Origin of the sequence: Aeromonas sp. 603404 (genome assembly GCF_049171775.1) — a bacterium.
Classification (GTDB): domain Bacteria; phylum Pseudomonadota; class Gammaproteobacteria; order Enterobacterales; family Aeromonadaceae; genus Aeromonas; species Aeromonas veronii_A.
Genome location: NZ_JAAKPE010000008.1, coordinates 148288 through 165676, shown reverse-complemented (window position 1 = coordinate 165676; position 17389 = coordinate 148288). Strand labels below are relative to the sequence as shown.

Sequence of the window (17389 nt, the reverse complement as noted above, 5' to 3'; positions counted from 1 at the left end):
AGAAGTGAAACGCGGTAGCGCCGATGGTAGTGTGGCATTCGCCATGCGAGAGTAGGACACTGCCAGGCACCCAATTTAAGAACCCCGCTCGATGAGCGGGGTTTTTTGTTGCCTGCAATTCAGAAAATCGTCAGATAACTGACCTTTTATTCCCTCTTCCCTGCCGTTTTCTCCATTTTTCCTCCTCGATTTTCTCCGGTTTTGCCATCGCGGCTGGCGGTGGTTGCCGTTATAATGGCCGCCCTCAAGCAAGGTGGTGGTATGAAAGCAGAATATCTACAGCGATTCGGGGGCATTGCCCGTCTTTATGGTCAGAACGCCCTGCGTTCCTTTAGCCAGGCCAAGGTCTGTGTGGTGGGGATCGGCGGCGTTGGCTCCTGGGCGGCGGAGGCGCTGGCCCGTGCCGGTATCAACCAGATCACCCTGATCGACATGGATGATATCTGCATCACCAACACCAATCGCCAGATCCACGCCATGCAGGGTACGGTTGGTCGCCTCAAGACCGAGGTGATGGCCGAGCGTATTCGCGCCATCAATCCGGATTGCGAAGTGATCGAGGTGGATGATTTCGTCACCGCCTATAATCTGGCCGAGCATATCAAGCGGGAGTTTGACTATGTGGTGGATGCCATCGACTCGGTCAAGGCCAAGGTGGCGCTGATTGCCTTCTGCAAGCGCAACAAGATCCCGGTGATTGTGGCGGGTGGTGCTGGCGGGCAGATGGATCCGACCCAGATCACTGTGGCCGATCTGGCCAAGACTATTCAAGACCCGTTGGCAGCCAAGGTGCGCTCCGATTTGCGCCGATTGCACAACTTCAGCAAGAATCCGGCGCGCAAATTCGGAGTGGAGTGTGTCTTCTCAACCGAGCAGTTGAGTTATCCGGATGGCAATGGCGGTACCTGTCAGGCCAAGGCGGCCAGCGATGGCACCATGAAGATGGATTGCGCCTCCGGTTTTGGCGCCGTGACGCCAGTGACGGCAACCTTTGGGCTGGTTGCCGCGTCCCGGGTATTGAAGAAGATTGCCGAGCGGGGGGCCCGCGCCGAGAAAGAGGTCGGGAATGAAGAAGTAGGGGCGATTGGCGAAGCCTAATCGACCACTGAACAAGGCGGGTTAGACCGCTTGTTCCCGGATCGCCAGCACGATCGCTCTGAGCCCGTTACCTCGTGACGGGCTCAAGTGTTTCTCAAGCCCAAGTTCGCTGAAATAGCCTTCCATATCAAAATCCTGGATCGCCGCAGACGATTGGTGGTTGAGCGCGGCCAGCACGATGACGATCAAGCCACGCACGATGCGGGCATCGGAATCACAGGCAAAATGCCAGCAGCCATCCTCGCTTTTCTCTCCCTTCAGCCACGCCTGGCTTTCACAACCCTTGAGGCGGAATGCCTCCTGCTGCCATTCGCCGGGTAGCACCGGTAACTGCTTGCCGAGCTGGATGATGAGCCGGTACTGGTTCTCCCAGCCGTGAGCGGCGGCAAACTGCTGGCGGATGATGTCGGCGTTGGGCTCAAGGCCAATCTGGGTATAGCTTGCGAGGTTACTCATTCGGTTGTCTGCCTTAGAAGAAGTCACTGAGTTTGTGCAGGGCGGCCAGCAGGGCATCGACATCATCCCGATTGTTGTAGCAGCCCAGCGAGGCGCGCATGGTGCCGCCGATCCCGAGCGATTCCATCAGCGGCATAGCGCAGTGATGGCCGACTCGCAAGGCGATCCCCTGCATGTCGAGCAGGGTAGCGGCATCTTGCGGGTGGATATCCTCCAGCAGGAACGAGACCACACCGGCGCGCTGGTCGGGTTCGCCGATCAGGCGCAGCCCCGGCACCTGTTGCAGGCCTGCGACCAGATAGTCGGTTAGCGCCTGCTCATGGCTGGCGAGCCAATGCCGATCTTGCCCCATCACAAAGTCGATGGCTGCGGCGAGGCCGATAGCGCCAGCAATATGGGGGGTGCCCGCCTCGAACTTGAAGGGCAGGGTATTGAAGGTTGTGCCGCTGAAACTGACCCGATCGATCATCTCGCCACCGGCTTGCCAGGGCGGCATCCGCTCCAGTAGTTCGGTGCGGCCCCACAACACACCGATGCCGGTCGGGCCATAGAGCTTGTGACCGGAGAAGGCGTAGAAGTCGCAACCTATGGCCTGCACATCCACCTCGAGATGAGCCACCGCCTGAGCGCCATCGAGCAGGGTCAGAGCGCTGACTGCCTTGGCCGCTGCCACCATCTCTTTGACTGGATTGACGGTGCCAAGGGCATTGGATACGTGGGCCACGCTTACCAGACGGGTCCGTGGCCCCAGCATGGCGTGATAGGCGGCCAGATCGAGATCGCCCCGCTCATCGAGCGGGATGACCCGGATCACCGCGCCGGTGCGTTGGGCGACCAGTTGCCACGGGACGATATTGGCGTGGTGCTCCAGCGTGCTGAGGATGATTTCCTCCCCCGCCTTGAGCTCGTTCATCCCCCAGCTCTGGGCCACCAGATTGATCGCTTCTGTGGTACCACGGGTCCAGATAACTTCGTGGCTGCGGGGTGCATTGATAAAGCGGGCGACCGTCTCGCGGGCAGCCTCAAAGGCTCGGGTAGCGCGGCCACTCAGGGCGTGGGCGGCACGGTGCACGTTGGCGTTGTCGGCCCGATAGTAGTGAGCGATGGCATCCAGTACCGCGTGTGGCTTCTGGGTGGTGGCGGCATTGTCCAGATAGACCAGAGGGTGGCCGTTTACCGCCTGCGCCAAGGCTGGAAACTGGCTGCGCAGTTGGTCATGCTGTTGCTGATTCATGCTCCCCTCATCATCTGGAAAAAGTCATCATCTCGAAAGGTCGGCCATGATCCTGAAAATAGCGCTCGAACACAAGGCGCGATAAGCCCGATTGGCGGTTGCCTGCCGTGCAGCAGGTACGGCTCGTCGGGTGATTTCTGGTACAATGCCGCCCCTCATCATAAGCCAAGAGATCCGGCCCATGAAGCTCAACCCCAATCAGAACGAAGCGGTCAAGTATGTTTCCGGCCCTTGCCTGGTGCTGGCGGGTGCCGGATCGGGCAAGACCCGCGTCATCACCAACAAGATTGCCTATCTGGTGCAGCAGTGCGGCTACAACGCGCGCAACATAGCTGCGGTCACCTTTACCAACAAGGCTGCGCGGGAGATGAAGGAGCGGGTTGGCCAGACTTTGGGGCGCAAGGAGGCGCGGGGGCTGATGGTCTCCACCTTCCATACCCTGGGGCTCGATATCATTCGTCGTGAGCACAAGAGCCTGAATCTCAAGGCGAACTTCTCCCTGTTCGATGACACCGACCAGCTGGCGCTGCTGAAAGAATTGACTGAAGACGAGCTCGACAACGACAAGGACAAGCTCTCGGCCCTTATCAGCCAAATCTCCAACTGGAAGAACGATCTCATCCTGCCAGCCCGCGCCATGCGCATTGCCCGCGGGCCGGAAGAGGTGTTGATGGCCCAGCTCTACGAGCGTTATCACCGCCAGATGGTGGCCTATAACGCGCTGGATTTTGACGACCTCATCGTGATGCCGACCCTGCTGCTCAAGAACAATCAGGAGGTACGTGAGCGCTGGCAGAACAAGATCCGCTATCTGCTGGTCGATGAGTACCAAGACACCAACACCAGCCAGTACGAGCTGGTGAAGCAGATCGTCGGCGAGCGTGCCCGTTTTACCGTGGTAGGGGATGATGACCAGTCCATCTACTCCTGGCGCGGTGCCAAGCCGCAGAATCTGGTGCTGCTGAGCGAGGATTTCCCCAGCCTCAAGCTGATCAAGCTGGAGCAGAACTACCGCTCCAAGCGGCGTATCCTCAAGTGCGCCAACATCCTGATCGCCAACAACCCCCACGTCTATGACAAGGCGCTCTTCTCCGAATTGGATGAGGGGGTGAAGCTCAAGGTGCTGTTTGCCAAGAATGAGGAGCACGAGGCGGAGCGCATCGCCGCCGAGATGATGGGCCACAAGTTTATGAACCGCACCCGGTTCAAGGATTACGCCATCCTCTATCGGGGCAACCATCAGTCGCGCATCTTCGAGAAGGCGCTGATGACCAACCGGATCCCTTACCGTATCTCCGGCGGCACCTCGTTTTTCTCCCGTACCGAGATCAAGGACATCATGGCCTACCTCAAGCTGCTGGTGAATCCGGATGAGGACACAGCCTTCCTGCGGGTGGTCAACCTGCCGCGTCGCGAGATCGGCCCCACTACCCTCGAAAAACTGGGTCAGTATGCCAATCAGCGCGGCAAGAGCCTGTTTGCCGCCAGCTTCGAGCTGGGGTTGGAGCAGCACCTTTCCGGGCGCGGACTCGTGGCCCTGCAGGCATTTACCAACTGGCTGGTACGCCTTGGCGATCAGGCGCTGCGCGGTAATCCGGTGGAGGCGGTGCGGGACATGATCAAGGAGATCCACTACGAAGAGTGGCTCTACGAGACCTCCCCCAGCCCGAAAGCGGCCGAGATGCGGATGCAGAACGTCTCCACCCTCTATCGCTGGATCACCGAGATGCTTGAAGGGGATGAGCTGGAGGAGTCGATGACGCTGGCACAGGTGGTCACTCGCCTCACCCTGCGCGACATGATGGAGCGTAACGAGGGGGAGGATGACGCCGATCAGGTGCAGTTGATGACGCTGCATGCCTCCAAGGGGTTGGAGTTCCCCTATGTCTACATGGTGGGGATGGAGGAGGGCTTGCTGCCCCACCAGACCAGCATTGACGAGGACAATGTGGAGGAGGAGCGGCGTCTCGCCTACGTGGGGATCACCCGGGCTCAGACCGAACTGACTTTCACCCTCTGCAAGGAGCGGCGCCAGTTTGGCGAGTCGGTACGTCCGGAGCCAAGCCGCTTCCTGCTGGAGCTGCCACAGGATGATCTTGAATGGGAAAACCAGAAGAAGGTGACTGCCGAGGAGCGCCAGCAGAAGGGGCAGGTCGGTGTTGCCAACCTGCGGGCGTTGTTCAAGAAGGATTAACCCTAAGGATTGGCCGGGGTCAGTAGCGGTACTATGTCTGCTCCCGGCATGGGCGGTGAGATATAGCGCCCTTGCCCCATCCGGCAGCCGATATCAATCAGCTTCTGCAATTGCTGCTGGTTCTCGATCCCCTCGACTACCAGGGTGTAATCGAGATCCTGACAGATATCCCGCATGGCGCGGATCAGCGCCAAATCTTTGGGCGATTGCAGCATCCGCTGGGTAAAGCTGTCATCCACCTTGATGTAATCCACCGGGAAGTGGAACAGAGCGTTGAGGGAGGAGAAGCCGGTGCCGAAATCATCGAGGCTGATCTGGATACCCTTGGCGCGCAGCTCGTGCAGCGACGCCAGTGCATCGGAATCTTGTCGCGACAGTTCCCGCTCGTTGAATTCAAAAATCAGATAGCCGGGGGCGACCCCTTCCTCTTCGATAATTCCCATCAGCCGCATGATGTGGTCATGGTTGACCAGATGCTTGCCCGACAGATTGATGGCGACCTTGAACTTGCTCTGCCCGGAGATTGGCAGCCAGTTCTTCAGTTGCTGACAGGTGTGGCGCAGGATCTGGTAATCCAGCTCCAGAATCAGGCCGCACTGCTCTGCCAGCGGAATAAAGTCGAACGCATCCTTCAGAATCCCCTCCTCGGTCAGCCAGCGCGCCATCACCTCCAGTCCGGTCAGGCGGCTATCCTGCAGCCGGATCACAGGCTGGAAGTAGGGGACGATACGCCCCTCCCGCAGGGCTCTGGCCAGCATCTCTTCCGGCGAATTCCAGTTCTGGTTGATGCAATCATCCGAGTAGCTGACGATGCGACTGCGACCATTGCGCTTGGCCTGATACATGGCCAAATCGGCCTGATGGAGCAGCTGGCTGATATCTGAGGTTTGCTCGGAGACGCTCGATACCCCAAGGCTGACGGTAATGCTCAACTCGTTGCCGAGTAGCCGGAACGGGTAGGAGAGACGGCTGATAATGCGGTTGAGCACCGGGCTGATGTCATCGTCGCTCTTGCTGCTGTCCAGATAGATGACAAACTCGTCGCCCCCCAGTCTTGCCACCAAATCGTTTTGCCGGATGCAGGTCTGCAGGCGGCGGCTCACCTCCTTGAGCAGCTGATCGCCAGCACTGTGGCCCAGGGTGTCATTGATCTGCTTGAAGTGATCCACATCGATAAAAATTACCGCGAATCCCGGCGATTTGTAGCGGTTGTAGTGGGTCATGGCGTGGTTGAGGTGGTTCATCAACAGCGCGCGGTTGGGCAGTTGGGTCAGCGGGTCGTGAAGCGCATCGAATTGCAATCGCCGTTCCAGCTCCTGATGCTGCTTGAGCTGCTTTTGCAGCCTGAGGTTGGTCTGACGCAGCTGTTGTAGCCGCTGGTTGATGGAGTCTTCGGTATTGATGTCGTTGAGCTGCTGGCGGATCCGTCTCAGCTCCAGCAGCAGGGTGAGCTGGCCACGCAGAAAGTCGAGAAACAGCTTGTCGTCGGTCTCCAGCGGTTGAGCCGTGCTGATGATGAAGTGGGCGAAGTACTGTTGTTGCAGCCGCAGCGGCATGCTGTGCCAGTAGCGTGACTCCCTGCTCACCTCGATATTGCTGGTGCTGTGGCACAAGCCGCTGATGAACTCGTCTCCCTGATGGGGATGAGCAGGGTAGATCTTTTCCAGCTTCTGACTGGTTAGCCTGACCAGCAGCATGTCCTCAATGGTGAGCATCTGGCGCAGTACCGCTTCCAGTTGGGAGAAGAGCGCCTGGGCCGGCAGGGTATTGGCGAGCCGCATGATGCGGCTGATGCTCTCGATTTTCTTTTTCCAGTTCGGGTCTTTGCGGATCAGCGGTGAAGGGAGCTCGGTGAGATGGGATCCCGCCTGGGTTTCGGTCAGCCGTTTGGCCAGACACTCAAGCAGCAGACGCAGGGTCGGCAGGTCGGCTGGTGTGCCACGCGCCAGCAACCACTGTATCTGGCCATGCTCGATGGGGAAGACGCACCACCCTTCGGCCTCATCCAGCTGGGTGAGCTGATCGGTTATGCGGGACTGCTCACGGCCCAGCTGTTGCTTGAAGATGTCGCTGACCTTGTAGGCGTAAAGCCAGTTCAGGCCGGTATCGGAGAGGCCCAGCATGCCGAAATGTTGCAGCGGGCAGAGTTGGTCAATCTGCTGGATCAGGGAATCGTAATCGTCAGACGTGGCGGTTTGTGGCGCCGGGAAGTCCATAATGGCAGAGACCAACGCCAACAGAGGAGTTGAGTAGTGGGGTTCGATGGATTGGGACGACATGTGCAACTCCCGATATGTCTACCTTACAAGAGTAGTCGGAAGCCGATAGATTGAAAGGGCCGCAATTGCGGCCCTTTCAAATACTTACAGCTTGTCGATCATGTAGTGGATGGCGTTTTCAATCTCTTCATCACTACAGTTCGCACAGGTACCGCGCGGAGGCATCATGCCGGACTTGCCGGTGAAGCCTTCAATGGCATGTTTCTTGAGAGTATCAATGCCCTGGGCGATGCGAGGTTCCCAAGCGGCCTTGTCACCCCGTTTGGGGGCACCGGCGGCGCCGGTGTCGTGACAGGCAAAGCAGGCGCCTTTGTATACCGTTTCGCCATCGCGGGGACCGGAAGAGGCGGCCGCCGCCGGTGCAGCACTCGCGCCGGCAATACCTTCCAGGTCCTTGGCGGTATAGACTTGACCGATTGGTTTGATCCGCTCGGCAATGGCTTCCGGTGACATCTCATCGGCAGCAAGCACTGCCCCAGACAAGCTGGCGGCCGTCATCCCGACAGCCAGCAAATAGCTCAGTTTTTTCAACACGCTCATATACTCCCAGCAGTCTTTTATTATCCATGTAAACGACGGGATTATAACCGAATAGTTACAGCCATTTAAACGCTTGTGTGTGAAGTGTTAAACACTCTGCGTACAAAGTTTTGGCCGATATCACGGCAATTTGGGTGGTGGAGATAAAAAGAAACCCGGCATTCGCCAGGTTTCGAGTAACCAAGGGGTGAAATGGGTTATTTATCCCAGCTCAGGATCACCTTGCCGGAGTGGCCGGAGCGCATCGCATCGAACCCCTGCTGGAATTCGTCGATGTGGAATCTGTGGGTGATGATGGGGGAGAGATCCAGCCCAGACTGGATCAGGCTGGCCATCTTGTACCAGGTCTCGAACATCTCGCGGCCATAGATCCCTTTGATAAACAGCCCCTTGAAGATCACCTTGTTCCAGTCGATGGCCATGGTGGAGGGGGGAATGCCGAGCATGGCGATCTTGCCGCCATGGTTCATCTTGTCGAGCATCTCCTGGAAGGCGCTCGGGACGCCGGACATCTCCAGCCCCACGTCGAAGCCTTCGGTCATGCCCAGCTCGCTCATCACGTCGGCCAGCTTCTCCTTGGCCACGTTGACCGCGCGGGTGGCGCCCATCTTGCGGGCCAGCTCCAGCCGGTATTCGTTGACATCGGTGATCACCACGTGGCGCGCACCCACATGGCGGCAGACGGCGGCAGCCATGATGCCGATGGGGCCTGCCCCGGTGATGAGCACATCTTCACCCACCAGATCGAAGGAGAGGGCGGTGTGCACCGCATTGCCGAACGGGTCGAAGATGGCGGCCAGCTCGTCCGGGATGTTGTCCGGCAGCTTGAAGGCGTTGAATGCGGGGATCACCAGATACTCGGCAAAGGCACCCGGGCGGTTGACGCCAACGCCAATGGTGTTGCGACAGAGGTGAGTGCGCCCGGCGCGGCAGTTGCGGCAGTGACCGCAGGTGATATGCCCTTCGCCGGAGACCCGATCGCCGATGGCGAAGCCGCGCACCTCCTGACCGATGGCGACCACTTCCCCAACATATTCGTGGCCGACCACCATGGGTACCGGAATGGTCTTCTGGGACCACTCGTCCCAGTTGTAAATGTGGATATCGGTGCCGCAGATGGCGGTTTTGCGGATCTTGATCAGCAGGTCGTTGTGGCCGAGCTCGGGAGCCGGCACATCTGTCATCCAGATGCCGACCTCTTTGTGCAGTTTGGAGAGTGCTTTCATGGCTGTTCCTTCAATATGAATGCAGAAAAAAGGGGCTGCAGCCCCTTGATTCAAATCAGATAACGCCGAGTTCACGGCCGATGCGGATAAAGGCGTCGATCGCCTTGTCCAGCTGCTCGCGGGTGTGAGCGGCAGACATCTGGGTACGAATGCGGGCCTGACCCTTGGGCACGACCGGGAAGGAGAAGCCCACCACATAGATGCCAGCTGCCAGCATGCGGCTTGCCATTTCGGAGGCCAGTTTGGCATCCCCCAGCATCACCGGAATGATGGCGTGGTCGGCGCCAGCCAGAGTGAAGCCAGCGGCGCTCATCCGCTCGCGGAAATAACGGCTGTTCTCTTTCAGGCGGGCGCGCAGGTCGTGACCCTCGGCCAGCATGTCGATCACCTTGATGGTGGCGGCAACGATGGAGGGGGCCAGCGAGTTGGAGAAGAGGTACGGGCGGGAGCGCTGACGCAGCCAGTCGATCACCTCTTTCTTGCCGGAGGTATAGCCACCGGACGCGCCGCCGAGCGCCTTGCCCAGGGTGCCGGTGATGATGTCGACCCGATCCATCACGCCGCAATATTCGTGGGTGCCGCGACCGTTTTCGCCGATAAAGCCGACCGCGTGGGAGTCATCCACCATCACCAGTGCATCGTATTTGTCTGCCAGATCGCAGATGGATTTGAGGTCAGCGATGACCCCATCCATGGAGAAGACACCGTCGGTGGCGATCAGCTTGAAGCGGGCGCCGTCGGCATCAGCCTGCTTGAGCTGGGCTTCCAGCTCGGCCATGTCGTTGTTGGCGTAGCGATAGCGCTTGGCCTTGCACAGCCGCACGCCGTCGATGATGGAGGCGTGGTTGAGGGCATCGGAGATGATGGCATCTTCGGCGCCGAACAGGGTCTCGAACAGGCCGCCGTTGGCATCGAAACAGGAGGAGTAGAGGATGGTATCTTCGGTGCCGAGGAAGGCAGACATCTTCTGCTCCAGCGCTTTGTGCTGATCCTGGGTGCCGCAGATGAAGCGTACCGAGGCCATGCCGAAGCCGTGGCTGTCGAGCCCCTGATGGGCGGCGGCGATCAGATCCGGGTGGTTGGCCAGCCCCAGATAGTTGTTGGCACAGAAGTTCAGTACCTGCTCACCGCCGACGGCGATGCTGGCCTGCTGGGCGGAGGTGATGATGCGCTCCTGCTTGTACAACCCTTCAGCTTGCACCTGGTTCAGTTGCTCGGTCAGGTGACGATAGAATCCGTTAGACATCCTCGATCCTTAGTGGCTATTTCAGCTGCGTATCAACAGAGGGCGACATTTTACTGCAATCTGTTGCGGTAAATTCAAATGATTGTGCTGATATTCAACAAATGTGAAACAGATCTCACCCAGCTGGTTGGGCCAGCTGACGGTAGTGCTGTTCCAGTTGCTGGATCTGTCCGGCCACCTGGGGTTGCACATAGGGGCGCAGCAGGAACAGCACCTTCAACACGCCCTGATAGAGCAGAGGTTTGGTGATGCGGGTGTTGGGGGCCTGGGCAATCTGGAAGGGGATCCAGCAGGTCACCACCATCTTGATGGTCTGTCCCAGATCCGGCAGGTCTTCATCGCTGACATCGATAATGCCGCCTTCGCGCAGGCTTCTGAGCAGCGCGACCACGGAAGAGCGCATCTGTTCCTGGGCCTTGAGGTACTTCTGTTGCAGCGGTTCGTCACGGCTCAGGATGTCCGGCAGGTTGGCGTAGAAGAAGCGGAACTGCCACATCAGATAGAAGATGGCATCGAGATAGCCCATCAGATCCTGCAGGGTGATCTCACGGTTGCGGGTCGGGACGAAGCTCTCGCTCAGGTGGCGGGCATACTGGTCGAAGATGGAGTGGATGATGTCTTCTTTATTGCGGAAGTGGTAGTAGAGGTTGCCCGGGCTGATGCCCATGTGCGCCGCAATATGGTTGGTGGTGATGTTGCGTTCACCCTGATCGTTGAACAGCTCGGTCGCGCTGTGAATGATCCTGTCTCTGGTTTTCATCACTCATTCCTCCAACAGGTTCCGCTCGGGGCAGTTTTGAACAAGGTCGAATCCCCGGACGGCCCGTGATAAACTTTTCGGCAATTTCAAATTGGCTCACTATACACAGCTTTAACAAGCAGTCACATGTAGCCATCAACGTACGAGAGGCAAACTCCATGATCGTAGTAACTGGCGGTGCTGGCTTTATCGGCAGCAATCTGGTCAAGCAGCTGAACGCTCAAGGACGGACCGATATCGTGGTCATTGATGACCTGACCGACGGCACCAAGTTCGTCAACCTGGTCGATCTGACCATCGCTGACTACATGGACAAAGACGAGTTTCAGGCTCGGATCGTCTCCGGTGACGAGTTTGAAGAGTGGGACAACGGCATCGAGGTGATCTTCCACGAAGGTGCCTGCTCTGCGACGACCGAGTGGAACGGCAAGTTCATCATGGAGGTCAACTACGAGTACTCCAAGGATCTGTTCCACTACTGCATCGAGCGTGAAATCCCGTTCATTTACGCCTCTTCTGCCGCGACCTACGGTGGCCGCAACGACAACTTCATCGAAGATCCCAAGTTCGAACAGCCGCTCAACGTCTACGGCTACTCCAAGCAGCTGTTTGACCAGTACGTGCGCCGCTGGATGCCGGAGATCAACTCTCAGGTCGTTGGCCTCAAGTACTTCAACGTCTACGGCCCACGCGAGCAGCACAAAGGCTCCATGGCTTCCGTTGCCTTCCACCTCAATACCCAGGTGAAGAAGGGCGAGAATCCCAAGCTGTTTGAAGGCTGTGACGGCTTCCCGAACGGTGGCCAGATGCGTGACTTCATCTATATTGACGATGTCTGCAAGGTAAACCTCTGGTTCTGGCAGAACCCGCAGCACTCCGGCATCTTCAACTGCGGTACCGGCCGTGCCGAGCCGTTCCAGAACGTGGCCGAAGCGGTGATCAAGCATCATCAGAAGGGTTCTATCGAATACATCCCCTTCCCGGATCACCTCAAGGGTCGCTACCAGAGCTTTACCCAGGCCGACATGACCAAGCTGCGCAGCGTGGGTTATGACGCCGAGTTCAAAACCGTTGCCGAAGGGGTAGCGGATTACATGGCCTGGCTCAACCGCTAACGGGTGAGCACAACGCGGCAGTTTGAGCGCAAAACCGGAAGTGGGCACTCGCCTGCTTCCGGTTTCTGGTCTCTGTGGCTGCTTGCCGTTCCTCTCTTCTCTACCGGGTAACCACGCGATGAATATATTGATGGCTCTCTCCCAACTCGAGGTAACGGGAGCTGAGGTCTATGCCACCACGGTCGGTAACGAACTGACCCGGCGTGGTCACAACGTCTTTTATGTGTCAGATACCCTGACCAAGCCGACGCTTGGCCCCGTCTTCAAACTGAGATTCAACAAGCGCAGTATTCTGCGCCGCTTCTGGCACGTCTTCTACCTTATCTATCTCATCAAGAAGCACCATATCCAGTTGGTGCATGCTCACTCCCGCGCCTCCGGCTGGAGCAGCTATGTGGCTTGCAAGCTGACTGGCACCCCGATGATCACCACGGTGCATGGTCGCCAGCCAGTGCACGCTTCGCGCAAGGCCTTCCATGCACTCGGCTATCGGGCGGTTGCTGTTTGTGAGGATATTGCCCATCAGATTGTCGACAATCTGGGGGTAGATCCCGCGATCGTGCAGGTGCTGCGCAACGGTATCGAAACCGACAAATTCCAGCCTGTGCCTGTGCCGGACAACCCAAAGCCGGTAATTGCCATCATCGGGCGCCTGAGTGGCCCCAAGGGGGAGCTCTGTTACCGTCTGCTCGATGAAGTGCTCGACCTGGATGCCTGCAAGGTGCGGATTGTCAGCGGCACCAAGGTGCCGGAGCGTTTTGCCCGTTTCGAAGATCGTGCCGAGTTTGTTGGCTATGTTGACGATGTCCCCGTTCTGCTGGCGAGTTGCGATCTGGTGATCGGCGCCGGTCGGGTAGCGATGGAAGCACTGCTCTGTGGTCGGCCCGCCTTTGCCATTGGTGAAGCCAAGGCCATTGGTCTGGTGACCGAACAGAATCTGGACGAGGCGCTGGCCAGCAATTTTGGCGATATCGGCCCCAAGGATCTGGCTATCGATTTTGCTGCCCTTAAGGGAGAAATCGAGACCGCTTTGACCAGCAAGACGGTGCCGGAAGCCATTCGGCAACGCATTCAAGATGAGTATGGCTTGCAGGGGGTAGTATCCGGCCTCGAAACCATCTATCAGGATGCCGTAGTCGAAACACTGCGCCGCGAGATGCCGGTCATCATGTACCACCGTTTTATCGAGCAGGATAGCGAGAAAGGGGTGCATGGCACCTGGATACCGATCACCATGTTCGAGAAGCATCTGCGACTGATGAAGTGGCTAGGCTACGAAACCCTGACTTTCCGCGATTTGGCGGACAAAGGCTTTATCTACCGTCTGCAATACGGCAAGAAGTACCTGATGATCACCGCCGATGACGGCTATCAGGACAACCTGACCCGCATGCTGCCACTGCTGGAAAAATATGGTTACAAAGCTGTGGTGTACGTGGTCACCGGCGAAGGTTATAACCGTTGGGATGTGGAGCATCCGACCAATCCGGATACCAAGGTTTCATTGATGAGTGGTGAGCAGGTCAAGGCGTTGGCCGCCAGTGGTCATGTAGAAATTGGTGGTCATACCCTGACCCATCCCCGCTTGAGCAAGCTCACACCCGAACAACAAGCCCATGAAATTCAGGAGAATAAACGCCAACTGGAGGCCCTGCTTGGCCATCCGCTGCTCTCGTTTGCCTACCCTTACGGAGATATGAACGAGAGTGCCAAGGAGCAGGCTATCGCCGCCGGGTATCGTTTTGCCGTCGCTACCAATAGCGGCCCCAAAGCAATGCACCAGGACCCTTTCCAGATCCGCCGGATTGCCATCTTCCCCCGTACCGATGTATTCGGGCTGTGGCGAAAAATTCGTGGGAATTATGTGTTCAGGAAATAACTTGTGAATTTAGATAAAAATTGCCTACGACTAAATATTATTGTGCAATTTGCAGCTTTTTTATTTGGCGCAATAGTTTTAACGGTCCCCAGTGGCTATGGATATGGGCCCAGCATTTTAGTTTTGGCAAGTGTTTTTGTCTTTTGGCGTAAAAAATATTATTTGGCAATGAGTTCAGAGGTGAAAATATTATCATATATATTCATCTCTTTTTTTGTCATCCAAGCAGTGTCAATCTGGATTGATGGTGGCGCACTCAAAGAGTTAGATCGACCAAGTCGTTTGTTAATGGCTGCAATGACCTTACCTTTATTAAGTGTGTTCCCCATTAACATAAACGTTCTTATTGCTGGCCTCTCTATAGGAGCAGTGAGTTCAGGTCTAATCGCAATATATGAAAAGTTTTATCTTGGAATGCCTCGAGCTTTTGATGAAAGCATGCCAATTCAGTCAGGAAACATCAGCATGACATTGGCATTGTTATGTCTGTGTGCTTTTTTCTGGTTCCGCCATTTAGGGAAGAAAAACATTGCTGCCTTTATGCTTCTTTCATTTTTAATGGGGGGTATAGGCAGTTTTCTCTCCGGGACCAGAGGTGGCTGGGTTTTACTTCCAATCGTCTTGTTTACAATAGTTTTTTATTTTAGAAAACAGCTATCCCTGAAAGATGGTCTCTATGCAAGCACTGTATGTGCCTTGTTGCTTTTCTTGGCTATGCTTCCGCAAAGTGGCGTAATGGATAGGATATATAATGCAAAAGCGGATGTTGTTCATTATTTTGATGGTGTGAATCCGGATACATCTCTAGGCATTCGATTGCAGTTGTGGGAAAGTGCATATAACTCTTTTTTGGAAAAACCAATTTTTGGTTGGGGAAATAACGGAATTCGCTTATCACAATTAAACCAATATAATAATGGTTCTATATCCGAGTTCATTTATAATTTTAACTCACATGCACATAATCAATTTTTAGATGAATTGGCTAAACGCGGCATTATAGGCTTCTTGATGTTAGCTCTGCTGTACTTTTATCCACTTTGGGTTGCGAGTAAAAATAGAGATAACTTATTGGTCAGTAGTATGTTGGCGGTTTCATCATTAACTCTTGTTGATTATAGCTTGAGTCAAGCATTTATAAGTCATAACTCCGGGATGATATTCTTCATGTTTTTATTTTCGGCTTTAATTACCACAATAAAGGTATCGCCTTTGGAGGGAAGAAAATGATTAAGAAATTGCAATCATGGCGCGATATCATTCGTCGTAAAATAGGGATTGTGCTTTTTGACCGATCTTTGAAATCAGCTTCAAGTAAAGATGGTGCTATAGTCTTTGTTCGTTGGGATGCCAAATTGGGGGATGCCATAGTATCATCTTGGGTCGCTCGTGAAATAAAAAAGAAGTTTCCAGGCAAAAAAGTAGTTGCAATTACAACCCCTGAGATGAGGTCTTTATTTAAAAACCAGTTTCTTTTTGATGAAGTTTATTCTATTCCGAAAAGACCAAGTTATGCAGCACTCGCCTCATTGGCTAGAGATATAGGAGATATTGAATATCTTGTTCATCTTACTAATGAAATGAAGATGAAAGATATTTTCTTTATCTCAAAATTATCTGTAAAAAATGTTATTGGTATAGATGACAAAATAAAATGTGTGAATATTAAAATTGGTCATTTAACCAAGAATATTCACTTCTCACAGAAGTTTGCCTTGGCCGTTAATAAAATGGGGGTTGATAACCCCGATACAGATTATATTGTTCCAGAATATCTTGAAGATGAGTCAAGCGTTAAATCTAGCTGGCCTGATAATCCCACAATCTGTTTTAATCCTTACGGTAGTGGCAGCTCACGAACATTTAATGATGAAAAAATTATCGAGATCCTGAAGGTTATGTTGAGCAAGCCTGGATATAATGTATGTTTGCTCTATCCACCGATAAAGAAAATTGACACAGAACACAATATCAGGAGAATGCCTGATATCTTAAGGGAAAGAGTTATCACACATGACTCATCCCATTCTTTAGGTGTTCTATTCGCTCAAATAAGAAATAGTATCGGTATCGTGTCTGTAGATACGGCGACAGTACACATTGCCGCAGGGCTGAAAAAACCTATATTTGGAATATATAATGATAATTTTGGTAAAGGTGAAAACCGGGAGTGGTTACCAAATTTTGAGAAAGCCATGGTAATGTATGTTGATGCCAAAAAAGAACAAAATGTAAACTACATTAATATGGAGGAGTTTGAGAATCAATTTAATGATTGGTATGTTCAGTACATAGCACAATAATTTAGATTTCTGCACCATAGCCTGGTGCAGAATAAAAATTAAAGCATCGCCTTTATGTATTTATTTACCCATATATCTAGTCTGTATTGATTTTTTATCTCGTCAGATATGTGATGATAAGGGATCGTTAAAAAGTCAGGTGAGACTTTTAGATCTGTATCTGTTATGCAAAATATATTGTTGGGATGAAAGAACGGAAATGTCTCTGCGGTATTGTTATTTGATATTATTTTTTGTTCATAGGCAAGAGACTCAAAGAATCTAAAAGACAAGCCTTTTTGTGACTGGTATCCTATATCAAGAATACAGTGATAAGCCGATGAGATTGCCAATAGTTCATCACCAGTAATTGGCTTGGTAATTATTTCGATTCTCTTGTCTCTTATTTTTTTGATCTTTCGGTGGTGATCAACATAAATCATGATTTTAATTTTTAAGTCTGGGTTGGCATCCAGAAATGCAGTCATAAAGGCGTAGCGTTCACGATCAAAGCTAAAAATACCAAACACATCACCATCATAGTTTCTGTTTGGTTGGAGTGGGGTTAAATTCTTTTTATAGTAGTTAGTTACTGGTGTAAAGCCATATTTTTTAACATCTTGCGGATCAAAGCTCAAAACTTTATCAAAAAGTGAAATGTTTTTGATATTATTTGGCATTCTGAGAGTACTGTCCCACAGGTGGCAAATCATCCTGTTGGTGCATTTTTTGAGCTGTGTCAGATGTTCTGCCGTGTAAATATCAGGATTAGTGAGGATAGTGATATCAAAGTGGCGGTTTTTTGTAAAACCATTCAAAAACTGGGTGGTCGACAGCCAGCTTCTTTCTTGTTTTAAATTTCTTTTAAACAGAGCCTTTGAAATTAAGTTTGATATTCTCTCTACTGGGTGCAGGTAATCATATCTAGATATTTCTCCATTCTCAATAAATGTAACCACGTGTCCTTGTTGTCGCATCTCTTCAACTATCGGGGTAATGAGCCCTGCGTTATCGATACCTATTAATAGGATATTCATTGGATTAGCTCTCAAAATGACATTTCAATGTTATTTCATTAAA

Annotated in this window: 14 protein-coding genes; 6 read left to right on the top strand and 8 right to left on the bottom strand. The window is 53.8% G+C overall.

Annotated elements, in window-relative coordinates; genetic code table 11:
* Positions 1–261: 261 nt before the first annotated feature.
* Positions 262–1098, top strand: coding sequence for a tRNA cyclic N6-threonylcarbamoyladenosine(37) synthase TcdA (gene tcdA / locus G5306_RS12855; protein ID WP_421312955.1), 837 nt, complete (start codon positions 262–264; stop codon positions 1096–1098).
* Positions 1099–1119: 21 nt separating this feature from the next.
* On the opposite strand, the gene G5306_RS12850 is transcribed toward tcdA, so the two are convergent.
* Together G5306_RS12850 and G5306_RS12845 are read right to left on the bottom strand one after the other, a co-directional pair.
* Positions 1120–1554 carry a SufE family protein gene (locus G5306_RS12850; RefSeq protein WP_421206282.1) on the bottom strand — a complete coding sequence of 145 codons (435 nt, stop codon included), beginning with the start codon at positions 1552–1554 and terminating at the stop codon, positions 1120–1122.
* A gap of 13 nt (positions 1555–1567) precedes the next feature.
* Positions 1568–2788: an aminotransferase class V-fold PLP-dependent enzyme gene (locus G5306_RS12845; protein WP_421312954.1), complete on the bottom strand. Its 1221-nt coding sequence runs from the start codon at positions 2786–2788 to the stop codon at positions 1568–1570.
* A gap of 181 nt (positions 2789–2969) precedes the next feature.
* Between G5306_RS12845 and rep the strand changes: the two genes are divergently transcribed.
* Positions 2970–4982 (top strand): DNA helicase Rep, encoded by a 2013-nt coding sequence (gene rep, locus G5306_RS12840; protein ID WP_421312953.1) that lies wholly within the window; start codon positions 2970–2972, stop codon positions 4980–4982.
* Between the two features lie 2 nt (positions 4983–4984).
* Here rep and G5306_RS12835 read toward each other — a convergent pair whose 3' ends face one another.
* The 5 genes from G5306_RS12835 to G5306_RS12815 all read right to left on the bottom strand — a co-directional run bounded on the left by G5306_RS12835 (position 4985) and on the right by G5306_RS12815 (position 11033).
* Complete coding sequence (locus G5306_RS12835; protein WP_181223098.1) at positions 4985–7261, bottom strand: putative bifunctional diguanylate cyclase/phosphodiesterase; 2277 nt, start codon at positions 7259–7261, stop codon at positions 4985–4987.
* A gap of 84 nt (positions 7262–7345) precedes the next feature.
* Positions 7346–7801: a c-type cytochrome gene (locus G5306_RS12830; protein WP_421312952.1), complete on the bottom strand. Its 456-nt coding sequence runs from the start codon at positions 7799–7801 to the stop codon at positions 7346–7348.
* A 197-nt stretch (positions 7802–7998) separates the two neighbouring features.
* Positions 7999–9027, bottom strand: a complete 1029-nt coding sequence (gene tdh / locus G5306_RS12825; protein WP_005340852.1) for an L-threonine 3-dehydrogenase — start codon at positions 9025–9027, stop codon at positions 7999–8001.
* A gap of 55 nt (positions 9028–9082) precedes the next feature.
* Positions 9083–10273, bottom strand: coding sequence for a glycine C-acetyltransferase (locus G5306_RS12820; RefSeq protein ID WP_005342487.1), 1191 nt, complete (start codon positions 10271–10273; stop codon positions 9083–9085).
* Positions 10274–10388: 115 nt separating this feature from the next.
* The gene (locus G5306_RS12815; protein WP_005340848.1) at positions 10389–11033 is read right to left on the bottom strand and encodes a TetR/AcrR family transcriptional regulator; all 645 of its coding nucleotides are present in this window, start codon (positions 11031–11033) and stop codon (positions 10389–10391) included.
* A 158-nt stretch (positions 11034–11191) separates the two neighbouring features.
* On the opposite strand from G5306_RS12815, the gene rfaD reads away from it, so the two are divergent.
* The 4 genes from rfaD (at position 11192) to G5306_RS12795 (ending at position 16330) form a co-directional block, all read left to right on the top strand.
* The gene (gene rfaD, locus G5306_RS12810) at positions 11192–12148 is read left to right on the top strand and encodes an ADP-glyceromanno-heptose 6-epimerase (RefSeq protein WP_040069912.1); all 957 of its coding nucleotides are present in this window, start codon (positions 11192–11194) and stop codon (positions 12146–12148) included.
* A gap of 118 nt (positions 12149–12266) precedes the next feature.
* Positions 12267–14027, top strand: coding sequence for a polysaccharide deacetylase family protein (locus G5306_RS12805; protein ID WP_421312951.1), 1761 nt, complete (start codon positions 12267–12269; stop codon positions 14025–14027).
* A gap of 3 nt (positions 14028–14030) precedes the next feature.
* A complete protein-coding gene (locus G5306_RS12800) occupies positions 14031–15257 on the top strand; it encodes an O-antigen ligase family protein (protein WP_216952608.1) in 1227 nt (408 codons plus the stop codon).
* Positions 15254–16330, top strand: a complete 1077-nt coding sequence (locus G5306_RS12795; RefSeq protein WP_421312950.1) for a glycosyltransferase family 9 protein — start codon at positions 15254–15256, stop codon at positions 16328–16330. The genes G5306_RS12800 and G5306_RS12795 overlap by 4 nt, the downstream gene beginning before the upstream one ends.
* 38 nt (positions 16331–16368) lie before the next feature.
* Here G5306_RS12795 and G5306_RS12790 read toward each other — a convergent pair whose 3' ends face one another.
* Entirely contained in the window at positions 16369–17346 is a 978-nt protein-coding gene (locus tag G5306_RS12790; RefSeq protein WP_216952610.1) for a hypothetical protein, read from the bottom strand.
* Positions 17347–17389: the final 43 nt, after the last annotated feature.